18 protein-coding genes are annotated in these 22,103 nt (G+C 64.0%); 13 read left to right on the forward strand and 5 right to left on the reverse strand.

Features of this window, described 5'->3' with window-relative positions; genetic code table 11:
* Positions 1-263: 263 nt before the first annotated feature.
* Together AC3WL2_RS09055 and AC3WL2_RS09060 are read right to left on the reverse strand one after the other, a co-directional pair.
* On the reverse strand, positions 264-1,619 hold the full coding sequence (locus AC3WL2_RS09055) for an amino acid permease (RefSeq protein ID WP_046854285.1): 1,356 nt from the start codon (positions 1,617-1,619) through the stop codon (positions 264-266).
* A 120-nt stretch (positions 1,620-1,739) separates the two neighbouring features.
* Positions 1,740-2,681 (reverse strand): AEC family transporter, encoded by a 942-nt coding sequence (locus tag AC3WL2_RS09060; RefSeq protein ID WP_102684907.1) that lies wholly within the window; start codon positions 2,679-2,681, stop codon positions 1,740-1,742.
* A gap of 189 nt (positions 2,682-2,870) precedes the next feature.
* On the opposite strand from AC3WL2_RS09060, the gene AC3WL2_RS09065 reads away from it, so the two are divergent.
* Positions 2,871-4,505: a phospholipase gene (locus AC3WL2_RS09065; RefSeq protein ID WP_102684908.1), complete on the forward strand. Its 1,635-nt coding sequence runs from the start codon at positions 2,871-2,873 to the stop codon at positions 4,503-4,505.
* 14 nt (positions 4,506-4,519) lie between these two features.
* Positions 4,520-4,708, forward strand: a complete 189-nt coding sequence (locus tag AC3WL2_RS09070; RefSeq protein WP_102684909.1) for a hypothetical protein — start codon at positions 4,520-4,522, stop codon at positions 4,706-4,708.
* A 133-nt stretch (positions 4,709-4,841) separates the two neighbouring features.
* On the opposite strand, the gene AC3WL2_RS09075 is transcribed toward AC3WL2_RS09070, so the two are convergent.
* The gene (locus AC3WL2_RS09075; RefSeq protein WP_023632665.1) at positions 4,842-5,402 is read right to left on the reverse strand and encodes a response regulator transcription factor; all 561 of its coding nucleotides are present in this window, start codon (positions 5,400-5,402) and stop codon (positions 4,842-4,844) included.
* Positions 5,402-6,658: an ATP-binding protein gene (locus AC3WL2_RS09080; protein WP_102684910.1), complete on the reverse strand. Its 1,257-nt coding sequence runs from the start codon at positions 6,656-6,658 to the stop codon at positions 5,402-5,404. Before AC3WL2_RS09080 ends, AC3WL2_RS09075 begins: the two co-directional genes overlap by 1 nt.
* A gap of 202 nt (positions 6,659-6,860) precedes the next feature.
* On the opposite strand from AC3WL2_RS09080, the gene AC3WL2_RS09085 reads away from it, so the two are divergent.
* The 9 genes from AC3WL2_RS09085 (at position 6,861) to AC3WL2_RS09125 (ending at position 18,505) form a co-directional block, all read left to right on the forward strand.
* Positions 6,861-7,583 (forward strand): SIMPL domain-containing protein, encoded by a 723-nt coding sequence (locus AC3WL2_RS09085; RefSeq protein ID WP_102684911.1) that lies wholly within the window; start codon positions 6,861-6,863, stop codon positions 7,581-7,583.
* Positions 7,584-7,895: 312 nt separating this feature from the next.
* Positions 7,896-9,521, forward strand: coding sequence for an ABC transporter substrate-binding protein (locus AC3WL2_RS09090; protein WP_102684912.1), 1,626 nt, complete (start codon positions 7,896-7,898; stop codon positions 9,519-9,521).
* 212 nt (positions 9,522-9,733) lie between these two features.
* The gene (locus tag AC3WL2_RS09095) at positions 9,734-11,326 is read left to right on the forward strand and encodes an ABC transporter substrate-binding protein (protein ID WP_102684913.1); all 1,593 of its coding nucleotides are present in this window, start codon (positions 9,734-9,736) and stop codon (positions 11,324-11,326) included.
* 157 nt (positions 11,327-11,483) lie between these two features.
* Positions 11,484-12,866 carry an OprD family porin gene (locus AC3WL2_RS09100; RefSeq protein WP_404940935.1) on the forward strand — a complete coding sequence of 461 codons (1,383 nt, stop codon included), beginning with the start codon at positions 11,484-11,486 and terminating at the stop codon, positions 12,864-12,866.
* Positions 12,867-12,938: 72 nt separating this feature from the next.
* On the forward strand, positions 12,939-14,534 hold the full coding sequence (locus AC3WL2_RS09105; RefSeq protein WP_102684914.1) for an ABC transporter substrate-binding protein: 1,596 nt from the start codon (positions 12,939-12,941) through the stop codon (positions 14,532-14,534).
* 76 nt (positions 14,535-14,610) lie between these two features.
* The gene (locus AC3WL2_RS09110) at positions 14,611-15,621 is read left to right on the forward strand and encodes an ABC transporter permease subunit (protein WP_028689623.1); all 1,011 of its coding nucleotides are present in this window, start codon (positions 14,611-14,613) and stop codon (positions 15,619-15,621) included.
* A 10-nt stretch (positions 15,622-15,631) separates the two neighbouring features.
* On the forward strand, positions 15,632-16,558 hold the full coding sequence (locus AC3WL2_RS09115) for an ABC transporter permease subunit (RefSeq protein ID WP_046854276.1): 927 nt from the start codon (positions 15,632-15,634) through the stop codon (positions 16,556-16,558).
* A 10-nt stretch (positions 16,559-16,568) separates the two neighbouring features.
* Positions 16,569-17,537, forward strand: a complete 969-nt coding sequence (locus AC3WL2_RS09120) for an ABC transporter ATP-binding protein (RefSeq protein ID WP_046854275.1) — start codon at positions 16,569-16,571, stop codon at positions 17,535-17,537.
* Positions 17,537-18,505: a peptide ABC transporter ATP-binding protein gene (locus tag AC3WL2_RS09125; RefSeq protein ID WP_102684915.1), complete on the forward strand. Its 969-nt coding sequence runs from the start codon at positions 17,537-17,539 to the stop codon at positions 18,503-18,505. Before AC3WL2_RS09120 ends, AC3WL2_RS09125 begins: the two co-directional genes overlap by 1 nt.
* A gap of 150 nt (positions 18,506-18,655) precedes the next feature.
* On the opposite strand, the gene AC3WL2_RS09130 is transcribed toward AC3WL2_RS09125, so the two are convergent.
* A complete protein-coding gene (locus AC3WL2_RS09130; protein ID WP_102684916.1) occupies positions 18,656-19,564 on the reverse strand; it encodes a hypothetical protein in 909 nt (302 codons plus the stop codon).
* Between the two features lie 244 nt (positions 19,565-19,808).
* On the opposite strand from AC3WL2_RS09130, the gene AC3WL2_RS09135 reads away from it, so the two are divergent.
* Positions 19,809-20,618: a helix-turn-helix domain-containing protein gene (locus AC3WL2_RS09135; protein WP_102684917.1), complete on the forward strand. Its 810-nt coding sequence runs from the start codon at positions 19,809-19,811 to the stop codon at positions 20,616-20,618.
* 64 nt (positions 20,619-20,682) lie between these two features.
* The gene (locus tag AC3WL2_RS09140) at positions 20,683-22,089 is read left to right on the forward strand and encodes an NAD(P)/FAD-dependent oxidoreductase (protein ID WP_102684918.1); all 1,407 of its coding nucleotides are present in this window, start codon (positions 20,683-20,685) and stop codon (positions 22,087-22,089) included.
* Positions 22,090-22,103 lie beyond the last annotated feature (14 nt).

The raw sequence follows: 22,103 nt of genomic DNA on the forward strand, positions 1-22,103 counted from the left end.
TCCATGGCCTGATCGGCGCTCGACGGGCATCCATGCCCGTCGCCTCCCTACGCAAGCCCTGCACTCGGCCTCCTGAAGTCGCAATCGGCGGCGCCTGAGCTACCGTGCGCTTAGAAGCAAGAGCAAGACCAAGAGCAAGAGCAAGAGCAAGAACAAGAACAAGAACAAGAACAAGAACAAGAACAAGAACAAGAAATGCGAGTTTCGTGGTTGGCAGTGGCGATGTTATCGCCACTGCCATCTTCAAACCGACATGGGGCAGATCAGGCCTGACGTGCCTTCTTCATCCGGAAGGCCACCCACAGCACGGCGATCCACGCTGGGATCAGCATCACCGAGATACGGATTGGCGGGGTGAGGTACATCACCACCAGGATCAGCACGATGAACGCCAGGCACAGGTAGTTGCTCAGCGGGTGCCACAGGCTCTTGTAGAACGGCGTGATGCCGGCCGCCAGCTTGGCCTTGCGGAACTTCAGGTGGGTGATGCTGATGCTCGCCCAGTTGATCACCAGCGCCGACACCGCCAGGGCCATCAGCAGGCCAAAGGCCTCGCCCGGCATCAGGTAGTTGATCAGCACGCACAGGCCGGTGGCGAACGCCGATACACCCAGCGCGGTGAGCGGCACGCCACGGCGGCTGACCTTGAGCAGCTGGCGCGGCGCGTCGCCCTGCGTGGCCAGGCCGAACAGCATGCGGCTGTTGGCGTACACGCAGCTGTTATAGACCGACAGCGCGGCGGTCAGCACCACGATGTTGAGGATGGTCGCCACCAGGTCGCTGTCCAGTTCGTGGAAGATCATCACGAATGGGCTGCCGCCCTGCACCACCTTCTGCCAGGGGTACAGCGACAACAGCACGGCCAGCGCGCCGATGTAGAAGATCAGGATGCGATAGACCACCTGGTTGGTCGCCTTCGGGATGCTCTCACGCGGGTTGGCCGCCTCGGCGGCGGTGATGCCCACCAGCTCCAGCCCACCGAAGGAGAACATGATCACCGCCAGGGCCATGATCAGCCCGGTGACGCCATTGGGGAAGAAGCCGCCGTACTGCCACAGGTTGGCGACGCTGGCATCCGGCCCGCCGTGGCCGCTGCTCAGCAGCCAGGCGCCGAAACCGATCATGCTGACGATGGCCACCACCTTGACCAGGGCGAACCAGAACTCCATTTCGCCATATACCTTCACCTGGGTCAGGTTGATGGCGTTGATCACCACGAAGAAGATCGCCGCAGTGGCCCAGGTGGGGAAGTCCGGCCACCAGTACTGCACATAGATCCCCACGGCCGTGAGTTCGGCCATGCCGACCAGCACATACACCACCCAGTAGTTCCAGCCCGAGACGAAACCGGCGAACTCGCTCCAGTACTGGTGCGCGAAGTGGCTGAAGCTGCCGGCAACCGGCTCCTCGACCACCATCTCGCCCAGCTGGCGCATGATCAGGAAGGCCATCAGGCCGGCGATGGCGTAGCCCAGCAGCACCGACGGGCCGGCCAGCTGGATGGTCTGGGCGATGCCCAGGAACAGCCCGGTGCCAATGGCCCCGCCCAGCGCGATCAGCTGGATATGACGATTCTTCAGCCCGCGCTGCAAGCGCTCGGGCGTGCTCTGGTCTTGCATGAAGTGTCCTTTAGGTGAGGCAGTGTTATTGGTTTTGCTTGCAACTGAGCTGGTGTGGTGTTTTGCAAATACGACCAATAAAAAGCCGCGAGTTATGGTCGTTATTTGTGAAACACCACACTAGATCCATCCACCCCATTGCAAGAAGAAAATCCCGATGTTCGTGGTGATGGCGGCCATCAGTGTAGTGATCACGATGATCGACGCCGCCAGTTCATGGTTGCCGTTGGCCTCCCGCGCCATCACATAGCTGGCCGCCGCAGTGGGGCTGGCGATGTAGAGGAACAGGATGCCCAGTTCGGCACCACGGAACCCGCACAGCCAGGCACCCAGGGTGCCCAGCAGCGGCAGCCAGACCATCTTCACCAGGCTGACATCGACGGCCAGCCTGCCGCTGTCGCGCAGGGCCGCCAGCGACAGGGTGCCGCCGATGCAGATCAGCGCCAGCGGCAGGGTCATCTGGGCCAGGTAGTCACCGGAGGTCAGCAGCCAGTTGGGCAGCGGCACCTGGCCGTAGGCCATGGGTGTTGCCACCAGCACGCTGAGGATCAACGGGTTGCTGAAGATGCTCTTGCAGATGCTCCACGGGTCGGACTTCAGGTCCGGGCTGTACACCGCCAGTACCACCGCCGACAGCGAGTTGTACATGAGGATCACCAGCCCGGCCAGCACCGCGCCGAGGGATATACCGTAGTCGCCATACAGGCTGGCCGCCAGTGCCAGGCCGATCACGCCATTGTTGCCGCGAAACGCGCCTTGCGTGTAGACGCCGCGGTCGGCCCGCGGGCAGCGCCAGATCGCCAGGCCCCAGGCCAGGCCGAAGCATGCCAGCGTCGCGCCGACGAAGTAGAGCATCACTCCTGGTTTTACCGCCGACGCCAGGTCGGCGTGGTAGATGCCGAGGAACAGCAGCGCCGGCATGCACACGTTGAACACCAGCTTGGAGGCGACCCGGTTGAAGTTGTCGTCGATCAAGCGGATGCGCTTGAGCAGCACGCCCATGAACAGCATGGCGAATACAGGTGCCGTGATGTTCAGTGTCTGGATGAGAAGGGCGAGCATGCAACGTGGTCCCGGGAAATGCGGTTAGGAGGGCAATCATACGTGAGAGCCGGGGGCTTGCGCCCGCCACAGCTGCCAGATGCCAGCACAAAGGGGGCTTGACGTAGGAAATTTCCTGCATATGATGCATATTACTGTATATGCATACAGTATAAAAATGGATTATCCAGACATTGCAAGGAGCAAATCATGTCAGGAATGCAAACAGCGCCTGCGGCCATGAAAGCCCAGGCCACGCTGGTGGTCGCTGACCTCGACCAGTTGTTCGATGAGCACGGCATCGCCCTGCCCGGCCCCGACAGCCATCTGGTGCTGGTCATGCACGGCCACCACACCCTCAAGTATCACCGCCCTGCGCCACCGTCGGCTGGCGGCAATGCTGCGCAGCGCGGCCCGGAGCTGTTCTTCGAAGGCGCAGAACACACCGCCATCGGCGACAACACCCTGTTGCGTTACGAGACAGGCCAACCAGGCACCCCCGCCCATCAGTCGCCATTGCCGCTGCCCAACGGCCTGAACCTGACCTATGGCCAGGTGATCGCCCTGGGCGGCGACTTCTATGGGGTGCCCGAGCGCCCGATTGCCGATGGCGGCACCGACGCCGAACGAGTCGAGCGCTTCATCCAGGCGTTCGACTCCCTGGCGCGCCTGCCGGCGGCCAAGGCGGAAGCCGAACAGATCCTCGCGGTCATGCAGGAAGAAATCCGCGCAGCCAACCAGGCCATCAAGGACGGCCGTCAGCCCCATGAAGCCTATGAGGCACTGGGCGACAGCCTGTCGGCACGCTGGAACCGCATCACCGGCGGCGGCAGCTTCGCCTCCGACCTGTTCCCCTTGGGCCGCTACCTGAAGCTGGCCGCCAGCAACTGGGACCACTTCGGCCCCTGGGCGCTGCTGGCCTACCAGGCCGGCCACGCCGCGGCCTTGCAACAGGCGCTGAAAGCCCGCGCCAGCGGCGCCGAACGCGACCTGCAACTGGCCTATGCGATGAACGCCTTCGCCGACCACTTCCTCACCGACCTGTTCTCCGCCGGCCACCTGCGGGTACCGCGCAAGGCCCTGGCCGACACCGTCACGCCGAGCGACGTTGGCTCGCTGATCTCGCGCTTCATGCACGACGAGGACAGCAAGTACGGCCTGGCCGTGCGCAATGCCGAGGGCGAGCAATGGCGCGCCTACGGCGACAAGCGCTACTTCGACAGCGTCGATGTGGCCAACCGTCGTCAAGTGGCGCGCGCCGTGCAGCGCTCGGCCGATGAAGTGTTCCAGGCCTTCGCCGAGGGCCGCGTGCCCCAGGCCAAGGACTTTTCGGCCCTGCGCCTGGCGCCCGACCTGCACGCCGCCGAACAGGACCTGGTGCCCGGCAACTTCGCCGCGCTGTACTTCCAGGACGGCAAGGCGGTGCTGCGGCGCAAGGACGTCAACGACCTCAACGACCGCAACCGCATCGGCGACTGGTGGGGCTGGAGTACCTACCTGCTGCTCAAGGACTACAAGCCGAACAAGCCCACCGGCTTCATCGATGCCCCTGCCACCTCGCCGGTAATCACCGGCTGGGAGCGTCGTGAACCCGATGGCCTGAACTGGCAACGGGGCAATGCGGTGCGCTATGCCTTCAGCATCACCGACCAGCTCAACGAGTCGTACATTGGCCCATGGAGCGGCTATGCCGAGCTCACCGACCAGTTCCACCCGAGCGTGCAGGTGCCGGCGGACGGTAAGCAACGCGGGCGCAACCTGTTCCGCCAGTTCCGCGGAGGTTCACCGGAGCTGATTGCCAGCCTGGACGGCAAGACCACTCTCTATATCGATCGCAACGCGTGACAAGGAGGTCACCGATGAATATCAAGGTCAAACTGGAACTGGCTTCGGGCCAGTCGATGGAAGGCATGCCGCTGGAATTGCTGCGTGATGGCAAGGTGATTGGCCGGGCGAAAGTGCCGGCAGGCGGACAGGTGGCGTTCGAGGCACCATCGGGAGCAGGACAGCTGGCGGTACGGGTTGACCGCTCGGGAGAAAAAGCCTGACAAAACGCAGGGGGCCACTACGTGGCCCTTTCGTCGCGGTTCGTCGCCACGACAAGCCGGCTCCCACAGGGCATCGATGATCCTTGTGGGAGCCGGCTTGCCGGCGATGGGCGCGCAGCGCCCCCAGTGGACTTCAGCGTCGGACCGGACGCTTCTGCAACTTGCGCTGCAAGGTGCGCCGGTGCATGCCCAGCGCCCGCGCCGTGGCGGAGATATTGCCCTCGTGCTCGCCCAGCACGCGCTGGATGTGCTCCCACTGCAGGCGGTCCACCGACATCGGGTTTTCCGGCACCAGCGTGTCCAGGTCGGTATGCTCCGAGAGCAGCGCCGCCAGTACATCGTCGGCGTCGGCCGGTTTGCACAGGTAGTTGCAGGCCCCGCGCTTGACTGCCTCGACCGCCGTGGCGATGCTCGAGTAACCGGTCAGGATCACCACGCGCATCTCCGGGTCCAGCTCCAGCAGCTTGGGCAACAGCACCAGGCCCGAGTCGCCCTCCATCTTCAGGTCCAGCGTGGCGTAGTCGGGCAGGTCCTGCTCGGCCAGTTTCAAGCCTTCCTCGGCGGAACCTGCGGTGCTCACACGGAACCCACGACGCGACATCGCCCGGGCCATCACCCGGGTGAAGGTGGCGTCGTCATCCACCAGCAGCAGGTGCGGCAGCTCTTCGCCTTCGACCTGGTTTTCTTCGCTCATCATGCATCTCCTCGCTTGCCATGGGGCAGGCGCAATTCGGTCAGGGTGCCACCCTGCTCATGACTATAGAGTTTCACCGAACCGCCCGCACGCGTCACGCTGGCCTTGCTCAAGAACAGGCCCAGGCCGAAGCCTTTGCCCTTGGTGGTAATGAAAGGTTTGCCGATCGCTTCGGCGATGGCCGGCGGCACGCCGGGGCCATGGTCGCGGATGCTGATGACGATGTCCTGGGCGTCCCAATCCAGGCGCACCTCCAGGTCGTCCGGGCAGGCATCGGCGGCATTGTTCAACAGGTTCAGCAGGGCCTGGGTCAGGTCCGGCGGCGGCGTCAGCCGCGGCACCACGCCGTCGCGCAGGCGCTGGAAGCGGTAGCTGGCTTCCGGGCGCATCAGGTGCCAGCGGTTGAGCGCCTCGTCGAGCCAGGCGGTGACATCCTGCTCAACGATCGCCAGGCGCCGGTTGGCCTCGGCAGCGCGCACCAGTTGCTGCAAGGTTTCCTTGCACAGCTTGACCTGGTCCTGAAGGATCTGCAGGTCTTCCTGCAACAGCGGGTCGGCGTGGTCCTGGCGCATTTCGTTGAGCAGCACGCTCATGGTCGCCAGCGGCGTGCCCAGTTCGTGGGCGGCGCCGGCGGCCTGGGTGGCCACGGCCAGCAACTGCTCGTCGCGCAGGCTTTCTTCCCGACGCTCGGCGCGCAGGTTCTCTTGCTGGCGCAACTCCTCGGCCATGCGCGCGGCGAAGAAGGTGATCACCCCGGCGGCCAGGGCGATGCTCAGCCACATGCCGTAGACCTGCATGGTATCGCGTGCCAGCGGCAGCGTTTCCAGCGGGTAGTACTGCACCAGCAACAGGCTGTAGGCGACCAGGGCGATACCCGAGAGCACCAACGAGTAGATCCACGGCAGGGTGACCGCGGCGATGGCCAACGGCACCAGGTAATAGGAGACGAAGGGGTTGGTCGAACCGCCCGAGTAATAAAGCAGGGCACTGTGGATCAGCAGGTCGCAGGCCAGTTGCAGGGCGTACTCGAGTTCGGTGACCGGCAGCGACAGGCGCAGGCGCAGGGCGGTGAACGCGCACAGCAGCGACGACAGGGCCAGCGTGACTGCCAGCGAGAACCACGGCAGCGGCAGCAGCTCGGTCCAGTAGGCCACGCCTACCGAGCCGGCCTGGGCCGCCAGGACGAGAATACGGATGAAGGTCAGGCGCCAGAGGTTCTGGCGTGTGGCGGACAACGGATGTGCGACGGCGAGCATGAGCTCTCCCAATTGAGTGCTCCAGGAAAATCGGCTGGAGTATACCGAAGCCGGGCGCTCCACTGCAGCGATGCGGCAAAGCGCCACACTTTGTCATAGATTCATGATGGCACTTTTGAACCCTCTACACTGTCACCGGTCTGATCGGCCATGCGTGGAACGGATCTGCTCACCCACGCCTTACCCTGCCAAGGAGTTCCACATGCACATTACCCGTCGCGGCGCCGCCGCCGTTGCCCTGTCCTGCGGCATGCTCGCCAGCCTGCCGGCCCTGGCGGCCGACGAGCCACGCTACAACCAGGTGTCGCTGCGTGCCGAAGTCAGCAAGGAAGTGGCGCGTGACCTGATGGTCGTGACGCTGTACAGCGAAGCGCAGAACACCGACCCGGGCAAGCTGGCCAAGGAGATCACCGAAACCATGAACAAGGCCGTGCAGCAGGCCCGCCAGGTCAAGGACGTGAAGATCAGCCAGGGCAGCCGCAACAGCTACCCGATCTACGACACCAAGGGCCAGAAGATCACCGGCTGGCGCGAGCGCGCCGAACTGCGCCTGGAAAGCGCCGACTTCCCGGCCCTGTCCAAGCTCACCGGTGACCTGCTGCAAGACCTGAAGATGGGCGGCATGGACTTCTCCATTGCCCCGGCCACACGCAAGTCCAATGAAGACGAGTTGCTCAAGGATGCCGTCGCCGCCTTCAAGGCGCGTGCCCAACTGGCCACCGATGCCCTGGGCGGCAAAGGCTACAAGGTGGTCAGCCTGAACCTCAACAGCAGCGGTTACCCACGCCCTTACCTGCGTAACGCGCCAATGGCGATGATGGCCAAGGGCGCCGCCGATGAATCCGCGCCGGCGCCGGATATCGAAGCCGGAACCAGCGAAGTGAGCATGAGTGCCGATGGCCTGATCGAAGTCCAGGTGCCCTGACTCACTCAATCGGATGTCAGAGGCGGTCAAAACCGTCTCTGACAGCAGTTTCAGACCTTTCCTACGCACCAAACGGGTGCGTCTGCTTGTCACATAAAGTGCGAAATATCCTGAAATTTTCGCCCTTTTCCCCCTCGCAAACGATCAACATTCGCCAAAGTTATATGGATGCGACATCCATGTACGTCCGTACCACGTTTTTGCCGTCAACCATCCTGCTGAGTGTTGCATTGGGAATACCCCCTGCATAAGTATCCGCAGGTCGGCTCACGAGGCCGCCTCAATTCGAAAAATGACAACAATGAGGCCACCATGCTCAAACACGCAGTCATTCCGTTCCTGGTAGGTGCAGGCTTGCTAGCCGGCGCTCCCTCCGCCCTCGCCGCATCCAACCTGGTGTTCTGCTCCGAAGGCAGCCCGGCCGGGTTCGACCCGGGGCAATACACTACCGGAACCGACTTTGACGCCTCCGCCGAGACCATCTTCAACCGCCTGACGCAATTCGAACGCGGCGGCACCAAGGTCATTCCGGGCCTGGCCACCAGCTGGGACGTCTCCGATGACGGCAAGACCTACACCTTCCACCTGCGTGAAGGCGTCAAGTTCCATACCACCGATTACTTCAAGCCGACCCGCGACTTCAACGCCGACGACGTGCTGTTCACCTTCAACCGCATGCTCGACAAGGACCAGCCCTTCCGCAAGGCCTACCCCACCGAGTTCCCGTACTTCACCGACATGGGCATGGACAAGAACATCGCCAAGGTGGAAAAACTCGACGACCACACGGTGAAGTTCACCCTCGCCCAGGTCGACGCCGCGTTCATCCAGAACATGGCCATGCACTTCGCCTCGATCCAGTCAGCCGAATACGCCGACCAGTTGCTCAAGCAGGGCAAGCCCGCCGACATCAACCAGAAGCCGATCGGCACCGGGCCGTTCGTGTTCAAGAGCTACCAGAAAGACTCGAACATTCGCTTCACTGGCAACAAGAGCTACTGGAATCCTGAAGAAGTGAAGATCGACAACCTGATCTTCGCCATCAGCACCGACGCCTCGGTGCGCATGCAGAAACTCAAGAAGAACGAGTGCCAGGTGACGCTGTTCCCGCGTCCGGCCGATATCAAGCCGCTGCAGGAAGACAAGAAGCTGCAGATGCCCGACCAGGCCGGCTTCAACCTCGGCTATATCGCCTACAACGTGATGGACAAGATCAAGGGCAGCAACGAAGCGAACCCCCTGTCCCAACTCAAGGTCCGCCAAGCCCTGGACATGGCGGTCAACAAGCAGCAGATCATCGAATCGGTGTATCAGGGTGCCGGCCAGCTGGCGGTCAACGCCATGCCGCCGACCCAATGGTCCTATGACGACACCATCAAGGACGCCGCGTACGACCCAGAGAAGGCCAAGCAACTGCTCAAGGAAGCCGGCATCAAGGAGGGTACCGAGATCACCCTGTGGGCCATGCCGGTGCAGCGCCCCTACAACCCCAACGCCAAGCTGATGGCCGAGATGCTCCAGTCCGACTGGGCCAAGATCGGCATCAAGGCCAAGATCGTCAGCTACGAATGGGGCGAGTACATCAAGCGTTCCAAGGGCGGCGAGCAGGGCGCCATGCTGATCGGCTGGAGCGGCGACAATGGTGACCCGGACAACTGGCTGGGCACGCTCTATGGCTGCGATGCCATGGATGGCAACAACTTCTCCAAGTGGTGCTACAAGCCCTACGACGACCTGATCAAGCAAGCCAAGGCGACCTCCGACCAGGCCAAGCGCACCGAGCTGTACAAGCAGGCGCAACATATCCTCAAGGAGCAGGTGCCGATCACCCCCATCGCCCACTCCACCGTGTATCAGCCCATGAGCGCGAAAGTGAAGGACTTCAAGATCAGCCCCTTCGGCCTGAACTCCTTCTACGGGGTCAGCGTGGACAAGTAACGGTCGTGACCGCCCCGCCAGCGTTTGGCGGCGGGGCGGTGACATGATCGGGCGATACGCAGGGCAATTCCCTAGTGTTCGCCGGAACGCTCCCGCACCCAAATCAGTAGCGAACCCTGGTTCCCGCATTCTGGCGCATCTATCGTCAGGACCGGGATGCAGCAGCCGCGTTTTGCCTGCCGCTGCCTGAAAACACGGACAAAGGACCTGCCATGCGCCTGACCACACTGAGCTCCACCCTGCTTGCCCTCGGCCTGCTGAGCCAGGCTCCCGCCAGCCTCGCCAACAACCTGGTGTTCTGCTCCGAAGGCAGCCCGGCGGGCTTCGACACCGCCCAGTACACCGCGGCCACCGACAACGACGCCGCCGAACCGATCTACAACCGCCTGGTCGAGTTCGAGCGTGGCGGCACCGCCGTGCAGCCGGGCCTGGCCACCGACTGGCAGGTGTCCGAGGACGGCCTGAAGTACACCTTCCACCTGCGACCCGGGGTGAAGTTCCATGGCAACAAGGACTTCAAGCCCAGCCGCGACTTCAACGCCGACGACGTGCTGTTCACCTTCAACCGCATGCTCGACAAGGACCACCCCTTCCGCAAGGCCTACCCCACCGAATTCCCATACTTCATCAGCATGGGGCTGGACAAGAACATCGCCAAGGTCGAGAAGACCGACCCGCTCACCGTGGTCTTCACCCTCAACAAGGTCGACGCCGCGTTCCTGCAGAACATCGCCATGGCCTTCGCCTCGATTCTCTCCGCCGAGTACGCCGACCACCTGCTGGCCGGCGGCAAGGCCAGCGATATCAACCAGAAGCCGATCGGCACCGGCCCCTTCGTGTTCCAGCGCTACCAGAAGGATTCGCAGATCCGCTTCAAGGGCAACAAGGACTACTGGGCACCTGACCGGGTGAAGATCGACAACCTGGTGTTCTCGATCAACGTCGACCCGTCGGTGCGCATCCAGAAGCTGCGCCGCAACGAATGCCAGATCACCCTGCATCCACGCCCGGCCGACCTGCCCGCGCTCAAGGAAGACGGCAAGCTGCAGGTAATGACGCAACCCGGTTTCAACCTTGGCTACATCGCCTACAACACCCAGCACCCACCCTTCGACCGACTGGAAGTGCGCCAGGCCATGGACATGGCGGTGAACAAGCAGGCGATCATCCAGGCGGTCTACCAGGATGCCGGTCAGACCGCCGTCAACGCCATGCCGCCAACCCAGTGGTCCTACGACAAATCGATCAAGGACGCCCCCTTCGACCCGGAAAAAGCCAAGCAGCTGCTCAAGCAGGCCGGGGTCAAGGAAGACACAGAGATCACCCTGTGGGCCATGCCGGTACAGCGCCCCTACAACCCCAACGCCAAGTTGATGGCCGAAATGCTCCAGGCCGACTGGAGCAAGCTCGGTTTCAAGGTGCGCATCGTCAGCTACGAATGGGGTGAATACCTCAAGCGCATGAAGAACGGCGAGCATGACATCGCCCTGATCGGCTGGACCGGCGACAACGGTGACCCGGACAACTGGCTCGGCACCCTGTTCAGCTGCGACGCCATCGGCAGCAACAACTACTCCTTGTGGTGCGATTCGCAATACGACGCGCTGGTGAAAAAAGCCAAGCAGGTCACCGACCGCGACCAGCGCACCAGCCTCTACGAACAAGCCCAGCAACGTCTCAAGCAACAGGTGCCGATCACCCCGGTCGCGCACTCCACGGTCAACCAGCCGCTGAGCATCAGCGTGAAAGACTTCAAGGTCAGCCCCTTCGGACGCAACGTTTTCTCCGGCGTCAGCATCGATTGACCCTGCAACGCCCGGACGGGAGTGCGACCCACTCCCGCGCCAGCGTGCAGCCCGGATTTGCCTGGCAACCCCCAGGCAGACACTGCAGTACCGCGTCACCGTGACAAGCCCGGCTCACAAGGCCGGGTGATAACTAGAAAAATATCAGGGAGCTTTCATGTTGATTCGTACCACAACCACCGCACTGGCCTTGTCCGTCGGCGCCTTCTGCGCCCTCGCCCAGGCCGAACCCGCAAGCCAGGACTTCGTGCCGTTCGCGCTCAAGTCCAGCAGCGAACAGGCCGAAGCCAAAGGCTTCATCGATGGCCAGAGCCTGTCCGGCAGCACCCGCAACTGGTATGCCCGCGAACGCGCCACCCGCGCGCCGCTGTGGAAATACACCAAGGGCGACGGCACCCGCCACGACACCCACAGCCGTGACAACTGGGTGCAGGGCACCATCCTCAACTACAGCTCGGGCTTCACCGAAGGTACCGTCGGCTTTGCGGTGGAGGCCGCCGCCTACAATGCCATCGCCCTCGAGCAGGGCCGCGCCGCCGTGGCCGGCCCGAACAACCGTACCCTGACCCACAGCGACGGCGACCCGATCGGCCAGTGGAGCAAGATGGGCCTGGGCAACGTCAAGGCGCGCATCTCCAACACCACGCTGACCGTCGGTCGCCAGTCGGTCGACACGCCGATGATCGCCTACATCGGTAACCGGGCCTTGCCATCGAGCTTCCAGGGCGCGTTCCTGCACAGCGCCGAGTTCGAGAACCTGTCGTTCGACGTGGGTACCTTCGACCGCGTTTCGCCACGTACCGAGCAGAGCCTGAGCAAGTTCCGCAGCGAGTACGGCGCCGCCGGGGTCGAGACCGACCGAGCCAGCACCGTCGGCATCAACTACCAGCCGCTCAAGAGCCTGACCACCAGCCTCTACGCGACCAAGGTCGACGACTTCTGGAACCAGTACTACTTCGGCGCCAACCACGTGCTGGGCGACAGCGCGGTGCTGAGCCTGACCACCGGTCTGAACTACTACAAGACCGTGGACGAAGGCAGCAAGAAGATGGGCGAGATCGACAACGACACCTACAGCCTGTCGTTCGGCCTGACCCACCAGGCCCACACCCTCACCGCCTCCTGGCAGCAGGTCAACGGCAACGAGTACTTCGACTACCTGCATGAGACCAACGGCATCTACCTGGCCAACTCCCTGCTGTCGGACTTCAACGGCCCGAACGAGAAATCGCTGCAGATCAGCTATGTGCTGAACATGGCGCCCTATGGCGTGCCAGGCCTGAAGTTCAACGTCTACAACGCCCGCGGCTGGGATATCGACGGTACCCACTACAAGGGCACCGCCTATGACGTCCGCGGCCAGGACGGCGAGAACCACTACGAGTGGGGCATCGGTACCAGCTACGCGGTGCAGAGCGGCATGCTGAAGGACACCACCATCCGCGCCACCTATACCGCCCACCGTGCCAGCAAGGCACAGAGCGACGGCAGTCTCGACGGGTTCCGCGTCGTCACCACCATTCCGTTCAACATCCTCTGACCGTTGGCGCCACGGCCCGCCTCCCCACGGGCCGTGGCGGCTACGCTGGAACTAGCACTGCAGGGAGGTTCCATGAAATCGCTACCGCTACGCGCTGCCCTGGCAGCCGTCATCCTGGGCACCGCATCGAATCTGGCGGCCAAGCCGCTGGTGGTGTGCACCGAAGCCAGCCCGGAAGGCTTCGACATCGTCCAGTACACCACCGCCGTCACCGCCGACGCCACGGCCGAGGCCATCTTCAACCGCCTGGTCGACTTCAAGCCCGGCACCACCGAGATCCAGCCGGCCCTGGCCACCAGCTGGGACGTCAGCCCCGACGGCCTGGTCTACACCTTCCACCTGCGCGAAGGCGTCAAGTTCCACACCACCGACTACTTCAAGCCCACCCGCGACTTCAATGCCGATGACGTGCTGTGGAGCCTGAACCGCCAGCTGAAGAAAGACCATCCGTGGCACGACAAGACCAGCGTCGGCTACCCCTACTTCGAGAGCATGGCCTTCAAGGACCTGCTCAAGTCGGTCGAGAAGACCGACGATCACACCGTGGTGATCACCCTGACCCGCCCGGAAGCGCCTTTCCTGCGCGACCTGGCCATGGCCTTCACCTCGATCTACTCCGCCGAGTACGGCGACCAGCTGCTCAAGGCCGGCAAGACTGGCGAGCTCAACAGCAAGCCGGTCGGCACCGGCCCGTTCGTGTTCCAGCGCTACAACAAGGACGCCAACGTCCGCTACAAGGCCAACCCGGACTACTTCCGTGGCAAGCCACCCGCCGACGCGCTGATCTTCGCCATCGCCACCGACAGCAACGTGCGCCTGCAGAAACTGCGCGCCAACGAATGCCAGATCGCCCTGTATCCCAAGCCTGACGACGTGCCGGGGATCAAGACCGACCCGAAACTCAAGGTCGCCGAGATCGAGGCGCTGGTTACCGGCTACATCTCGATGAACACCCAGCACAAGTACCTGAGCGATGTGCGCGTGCGCAAGGCGATCGACATGGCCTTCGACCGCCAGACCCACGTCGACCAGCTGTTCGGCAAGGGCAACGCCCTGGTTGGGGTCAACCCGTATCCACCGACCATGATCGGCTACAACACCGACAACAAGAACCCGCCCCACGACCTCGACAAGGCCCGCGCCCTGCTCAAGGAAGCCGGCGTGCCGGAGGGCACGGTGATCACTCTGTTCACCCGCAACGGCGGTGGCCCGACCAACCCCAACCCGCGCCTGTCCGCCGAAATGCTGCAGTCGGACCTGGCCAAGATCGGCATCAAGCTCGACATCCGCGTGATGGAATGGGCCGAGATGCTGCGTCGCGCCAAGAAGGGCGAGGCCGACCTGGTCTCGGCAGGCTGGGCCGGCGACAACGGCGACCCGGACAACTTCCTCACGCCGATGCTCAGCTGCGACGCGGTGAAAAGCGGCGAGAACTATGCGCGCTGGTGCAACCAGAAATTCCAGGACCTGATCACCCGCGCCCGCGAGGTGATCGACAACGACGAACGCGCCAGGCTCTATAACGAGGCCTTGGCGGTGTACGATGAAGACCAGCCGTGGATCAGCATGGCCCATCCGAAAATGTTCACCGCCATGCGCGAGAACGTCGAAGGCTATGTGATCAACCCACTGACCAACAACAACTTCGCCACCACCAAGGTGAAGTAGAACAACAACAGCCGCCGGACCTTGTGCAAGAGGCCCCGGCGGCGCGCCGTTTCCGGCTGATGAGGTACCCCTGACAATGTTGAGTTTTATTGCCCGACGCCTGGGTCTGCTGATTCCGACCTTCTTCGGTATCACCCTGCTGACCTTCGCGCTCATACGCCTGATCCCCGGCGACCCCGTCGAAGTGATGATGGGCGAACGCCGGGTCGACCCCGAAATGCATGCCCAGGCCATGGAGCGCCTGGGCCTGAACAAACCGCTGCCGGCCCAGTACCTGGACTATGTCGGCAAGCTCGCCCAGGGCGATCTGGGCGAATCCCTGCGCACCCGTGAAAGCGTATGGAACGAATTCCTCACCCTGTTCCCGGCCACCCTGGAGCTGGCCATGGCCGCCCTGCTGTTCGCCGGGGTCATCGGCCTGCTGGCCGGGGTGATCGCCGCGCTCAAGCGCGGCTCGCTGTTCGATCACGGGGTGATGGGCATCTCGCTCGCTGGCTACTCGATGCCGATCTTCTGGTGGGGCCTGATCCTGATCATGTTCTTCTCGGTGAGCCTGGGCTGGACGCCAGTCTCCGGGCGCATCGACCTGCTCTACGACATCGAACCGAAGACCGGCTTCATGCTCATCGACACCCTGCTCAGCGACGAGGAAGGCGCGTTCAAGGACGCGGTGATGCACCTGATCCTGCCGGCCATCGTGCTGGGCACCATTCCGCTGGCGGTAATCGCCCGCATGACCCGTTCGTCGATGCTTGAGGTGCTGCGCGAGGACTACATCCGTACCGCCCGCGCCAAGGGCCTGTCGCCGTCGCGCGTGGTGTTCATCCACGGCCTGCGCAACGCGCTGATCCCGGTACTCACCGTGTTCGGCCTGCAGGTCGGCACACTGCTGGCCGGCGCCGTGCTCACCGAAACCATCTTTTCCTGGCCGGGCATCGGCAAATGGCTGATCGAGGCCATCGGTGCCCGTGACTACCCCGTGGTCCAGAACGGCATCCTGTTGATCGCCTGCCTGGTGATCCTGGTCAACTTCGTCGTGGATATCCTCTACGGCCTGGCCAACCCACGCATCCGTCATCAGCGCTGAGGACTACGCCATGACCAGCCCGATTCCAAAATCCGTCACCCCGCCCAGCGTGGTCGACCAAAGCTTGCTCTACCCCTCGCCGTACAAAGAATTCTGGCAGGCCTTCTCGCGCAACAAGGGCGCGGTGGCCGGCCTGGCGTTCATGTGCCTGGTGGTGTTCTGCGCCCTGTTCGCCCCCTGGGTAGCGCCGCACAACCCCAGCGAGCAATACCGCGACTTCCTGCTCACGCCGCCGGTATGGCTCGAAGGCGGTACCTGGCAGTTCATCCTCGGTACCGACGAACTGGGCCGCGACCTGCTCTCGCGGCTGATCCAGGGCGCCCGACTGTCGCTGCTGATCGGCCTGTCGTCGGTGGTGATGTCGCTGATCCCGGGCATCCTGCTGGGCCTGCTGGCCGGCTTCTTCCCGCAGATCCTCGGCCCCTCGATCATGCGCCTGATGGACGTGATGCTGGCCCTGCCCTCGCTGCTGCTGGCCGTGGCCATCGTCGCCATCCTCGGCCCAGGCCTGATCAACACCGTGATCGCCATCGCCATCGTTTCGCTGCCGTCCTACGTGCGCCTGACCCGCGCCGCGGTGATGGGCGAACTGAACCGTGACTACGTCACCGCCGCGCGCCTGGCCGGTGCCGGCCTGCCACGGCTGATGTTCGTCACCGTGCTGCCCAACTGCATGGCGCCGCTGATCGTGCAGGCCACCCTGAGCTTCTCCTCGGCGATCCTCGACGCCGCAGCCCTGGGCTTCCTCGGCCTCGGCGTGCAGCCGCCAACCCCCGAGTGGGGCACCATGCTGGCCTCGGCCCGCGACTACATCGAACGCGCCTGGTGGGTGGTGAGCCTGCCCGGCCTGACCATTTTGCTCAGTGTGCTGGCAATCAACCTGATGGGCGACGGCCTGCGCGACGCGCTGGACCCGAAACTCAAGAACGCCGCCTGAGGAGATCGCCATGTCACTGTTGCAGATCAACAACCTGAACGTGCGCTTCGGCGACGCCAATGCCGTGCCCGTGGTGGACGGCCTCGACCTGAGCGTGGATGCCGGCGAGATCCTCGCCATCGTCGGCGAGTCGGGCTCGGGCAAGTCGGTGACCATGATGGCCCTGATGGGGCTGATCGAAGCCCCCGGGCGCATCACCGCGGACGTGCTCGACTTCGCCGGCACCAACATGCTCAAGCTCAGCGGCCGCCAGCGCCGCAAGGTGGTGGGCAAGGACATCGCCATGGTCTTCCAGGACCCGATGACCGCGCTCAACCCCAGCTATACCGTGGGCTACCAGATCGAGGAAGTGCTGCGCCAGCACCTGGGCCTCAAGGGCAAGGCAGCGCGTCAGCGCGCGCTGGAGCTGCTGAAGAAGGTCGAGATCCCGGCCGCCGAAAGCCGCCTCGACGCCTACCCGCACCAGCTGTCCGGCGGCATGAGCCAGCGCGTGGCCATCGCCATGGCCATCGCCGGCGAGCCAAAACTGCTGATCGCCGACGAACCGACCACCGCGCTGGACGTGACCATCCAGGCGCAGATCATGGAGCTGCTGGTCAACCTGCAGAAAGAGCGCAACATGGCGCTCATTCTCATCACCCACGACCTGGCCGTGGTCGCCGAAACCGCCAAGCGCGTGTGCGTGATGTACGCAGGGCAAGCAGTCGAAGTCGGCCAGGTGCCGGAGCTATTCGACATTCCCGCCCATCCGTACAGCGAAGCGCTGCTGGCGGCCATTCCCGAGCACAGCATCGGCGCCGAACGCCTGGCCACCCTGCCCGGCATCGTCCCGGGGCGCTATGACCGCCCGCAGGGTTGCCTGCTGTCGCCACGCTGCCCCTATGTGCAGGAAAACTGCCGCCGGCAGCGCCCGGCCCTTGATCCCCAGGCCCACAGCCTGGTGCGTTGCTTCTATCCGCTGAACCAGGAGGTGGCGTGATGGCCGTCGTACTTTCCGCTCGTGAGCTGACCCGCCACTACGAAGTCTCCCGCGGCCTGTTCAAGGGCCATGCGCTGGTGCGGGCGCTCAACGGCGTGTCGTTCGAACTGGAGGCCGGCAAGACGCTGGCCGTGGTCGGTGAATCCGGCTGCGGCAAGTCGACCCTGGCGCGTGCCCTGACCCTGATCGAGGAGCCGTCCTCAGGTTCGCTGCAGATCGCCGGCCACGAGGTCAAGGGCGCCAGCAAGGACCAGCGCAAACAGCTGCGGCGCGACGTGCAGATGGTGTTCCAGAGCCCCTACGCCTCGCTCAACCCGCGGCAGAAGATCGGCGACCAGCTCGCCGAACCGCTGTTGATCAACACCTCGCTGAGCAAGACCGAACGCCGCGAGAAAGTGCAGAAGATGATGGAGCAGGTGGGCCTGCGCCCCGAGCACTACCAGCGTTATCCGCACATGTTCTCCGGCGGCCAGCGCCAGCGTATCGCCCTGGCCCGGGCGATGATGCTGCAACCCAAGGTACTGGTGGCCGACGAACCCACCTCGGCGCTGGACGTGTCGATCCAGGCCCAGGTGCTGAACCTGTTCATGGACCTGCAGAAGGAATTCAACACCGCCTACGTGTTCATCTCCCACAACCTGGCGGTAGTGCGCCATGTGGCGGACCAGGTGCTGGTGATGTACCTCGGCCGGCCGGCGGAAATGGGGCCCAAGCAGGACATCTACGACAAGCCGCTGCACCCGTATACCCAGGCGCTGCTATCGGCCACCCCGGCGATCCACCCGGACCCGCTGAAGCCGAAGATCCGCATTGCCGGTGAGTTGCCCAACCCGTTGAATCCGCCGGACGGTTGCGCGTTCCACAAACGTTGCCCGTACGCGACCGAGCGATGCGCCAAGGAAGTACCGGCGTTGCGCCAAGTGAGTACGCGGCAGGTGGCGTGCCACTACGCCGAGCAGTTCCTGTAGCTGTATGCGCCAATGAAAACGCCGCCCTTTCGGGCGGCGTTTTCGTTTCTCAGTGCATGAACAATGCAATCAGGATGATCACCGGAATAGGGACCCCGAGCATCCACAGCAATAATGAGCGCATGATAATTCTCCTTGTTCCTGTGCGGGTTATCGGATCGGTGCAGAAGCGGGGCGCGGGTTGTAGTCCGCCGGACTGGCTTCGAGCCACTGCACCCGATCACGCTGCCGGCCGCCGAACAGTGCCGCCAGGCTGGCGAAGAAGGCGCCGCAAAGCAGGGCGACGAAAGTCCACAACGCCGTCCAGGCGGCGGCCTTGGTCGCAGCGTCCGCGGCTTGCTTGGCCTCGACCTTGGCCTGCTGCAGTTGTGCATAGACCTGATCAACGCGTGCTTCGGCCTCGGGCTGTGTCAGGCGAGTGCGCTGGGCCACTACCTGGGCCAGGTAGGTCCGATCCTCCGGCGATAGCGCGCCGCCCTGGGCCAGCGAGCGAGTCAGAATGCGGGCTGCCACACCATTTGCCGCATCGTCACTGACCGCCACCGGGCCTTGACCGCGGAACAGGCTATCGACGAAGTAGCCCATCGGGTTCTTGCCCTGGCTATCGCTGCCAGCCACACCTGCAGCCGCGGTGGTAGCCACCCCGGACGCAGCGGTGGCGCCGGCACCCAGCAAGTTGCCAGCGGTACCCAGCACCAGCATGGCGGCCACTAGCGTGGCAACCGCCCAGGCCAGGAAGCCATGGGCAGTGTCCCGGAAATACACTTCGTCACCGTGCAGGTTGGCCCATTTCACCCGCAGGCGACCGGCGATGTAACCACCCAGGCCCGAGGCCAGTATCTGTGTGATCAGTAGCCAGATGATGGTCGAAATCCCAAGCGCCTTGGCGCTGGCGCCTTCGTCGGCCCAAGGCGAGGTAGCGGCCAGGCCCAACCCTGTCCCCAGTACCACCAGGATCAGGGACAAGGCCGCCGCCGCTGCTGCGCCTGCGAAGATCGCGGCCCAGGAAACTCCGGAGCGATTGGGGTCGTTGGTGGGGTAGTCGGCAGGTGTGATCATGATTCGACGCCTTTATCTGAGGGGGAGGTCCGTTCTCAGGTAAGGCCGTGCAGGGGCTGTGCCACTTTGTGTCAAAACATGACTTCCTTATAAATCAGGCGGTTGGCTTGTAGGCAACGTCTGAGCATCATGCAAAATGCCAGATCGGTGCGGAAACGGCAGGGCCTTCTGCAACCCGGGATGCGGCCTGTGCGCACGGGCTGGTTCTTGTCAGACCGGGACATGACGAGGCACCATCCACGGCATGTCTATCGCCACCGTCCCCGACGGCACCGGGCAAACCCCGCTCACCGCCGCCACCGTCATGCGCTACCACCTGTGCTGGAAGCATCGCGACCTGGACGGGGTGATGGCCCTGTACCACCCGGATATCCAGTACCACGACTTCTTCCAGAACCGCGTGCTCGGTTTCGACGAGCTGCGCGACTACGTGCGCGCAAGCTTGCCCCATGAAGCCGGCGAGGACATCGTCCACAGCGACCGCATCCGCGTCGATGGCTGCACCGCGTTCATCCAGTACCAGGTCACGGTGCAGGGTGGCGACGGGCTGGTGGCGTTCCAGTCCAGCGAGGCGATCACCGTGCTGGACGGACTGATCTGGCGGGTCAACGAGTACGCCACGCTGGTCCATGGCAACGGAAAGGGCCTGCGCTCCAGCGGGCCGCGCCCAGCCACCAGTCGGCTCGGCCTGTCTCCCCGCCAGCTATCGACCATGGCCCAGGACCTGGAGCATTATTTCCAGGCCCAGCGCCCGTACCTGGACCCCGAGCTGGACCTGCAACGGGTCGCCGACGAAAGCGGCTACAGCCGCAACCAGATTTCCTACCTGCTTAACCAGGTGCTTGGCCAAAGCTTCTACCGCTACGTCAACCAGGCACGCCTGCAACACCTGATGAGCAGCCTGGACAATAGCTGCGTCGCGGCGCCCGTCGATGAACTGGCGTTCAACGCCGGCTTCAATTCGCTGTCGGCGTTCTACAAGTGCTTTCGCGAGCATACCGGCCTGTCGCCCAAGGCTTACCTCAAGCAAATTTCCCTGCGTGCACGCACGTAAGACAGCCCACGCCACGCTTCACTAGGATCGCCACAGACCCTCAGTGGATGTGGAGCACGACCCGATGCAACCTTTGCGCACGATCAGCCTGTGGATGGACCAGCTCGACGAGCCGTTGTGCGCGCGCCCGGCCCTGCGCCAGGACCTGGATCTCGACGTGTGCATCATCGGTGCCGGCTATACCGGGCTGTGGACGGCCTACTACCTCAAGCGCCAGGCGCCGCAGCTGAACATCGCGGTGATCGAGGCCAACATCGCCGGCTTCGGCGCCTCCGGACGCAATGGCGGCTGGCTGATGGGCAACCTGCTGGGCGAGGACCGCCTGCTGGCCACGCTCTCGCCGCAGCAACGGCGTGAAAGCATCGACCTGCTGCACGGCATCCCCGACGAAGTCCACGACGTGCTCCTGCGCGAAGGCATCGCCTGCGACTACCGCAAAGGCGGAGTGCTCTACTGCGCCGCCCGCTACCCGGAACAGGAACGCAGCCTGCGCGCCTGGCTCGACGACCTCTACCGCCAGGGCATGAATGAAGACGATTACCGCTGGCTGCGCCCCGAACAACTGGATGCCCAGCTGAAGGTAAGCAACCCCTACGGCGCCCTCTACAGCCCGCACGTCGCCACGATTCAACCGGCCAGGCTGGTGCGTGGCCTGGCACGGACGGTCGAGGCCATGGGCGTGCCGATCTACGAGAACACGCCAGCCATTGACTGGCAGACCGGCGAAGTGCGCACCCCGTTGGCACGTATCCGCAGCCACTGGGTGGTGCCGGCCGTGGAAGGCTACGCCGCCAGCCTGCCACCGCTCGGGCGGCACCAGCTGCCGGTACAGAGCCTGCTGGTGGCCACCGAGCCGCTGCCGGAGTCGACATGGGAGCAGATCGGCCTGAGCCAGGGCCAGGCCTTCAGCGAAAACAGCCGCCAGGTCACCTATGGCCAGCGCAGCGCCGACAACCGCCTGGTGTTCGGTGCCCGCGGCGGCTACCGCTTCGGTGGCCGCCTGCGCGAGGACTTCACCCTGACCACCGACGAGGTGGAGCTGCGCCGCTACCTGTTCGGCGAACTGTTCCCACAGCTCAAGCACGTACGCATCACCCACTCCTGGGGTGGCAACCTCGGCATGGCCCGGCGCTTCCGCCCGCACATGCTCTGCGACCGCCAGCGCGGTATCGCCCTGGCCGGCGGTTATGGCGGCGAAGGCGTCGGCGCCACCAACCTCGGTGGACGTACCCTGGCCGCGCTGATCCTCGGCCAGCACAACGAACTGACCGCGCAGCCCTGGGTGCACGACAACCGCCCGCTGTCGAGCCTGGCCAGCTGGCCGCCCGAGCCGTGCCGCTGGCTGGGCTACAACGCGATCATCCAGAGTTTCGTCCACGAGGACCGGACCCTCGCCAACCCGGCCAGCGCCCCCTGGCGGCGGCGCCTGGCCAGTGGGTTGGCCGATTTCATGGAAGGCTTCATGCACTGACTTCCCCTCACCAC

It is taken from the genome of Pseudomonas sp. FW305-96, assembly GCF_058783825.1.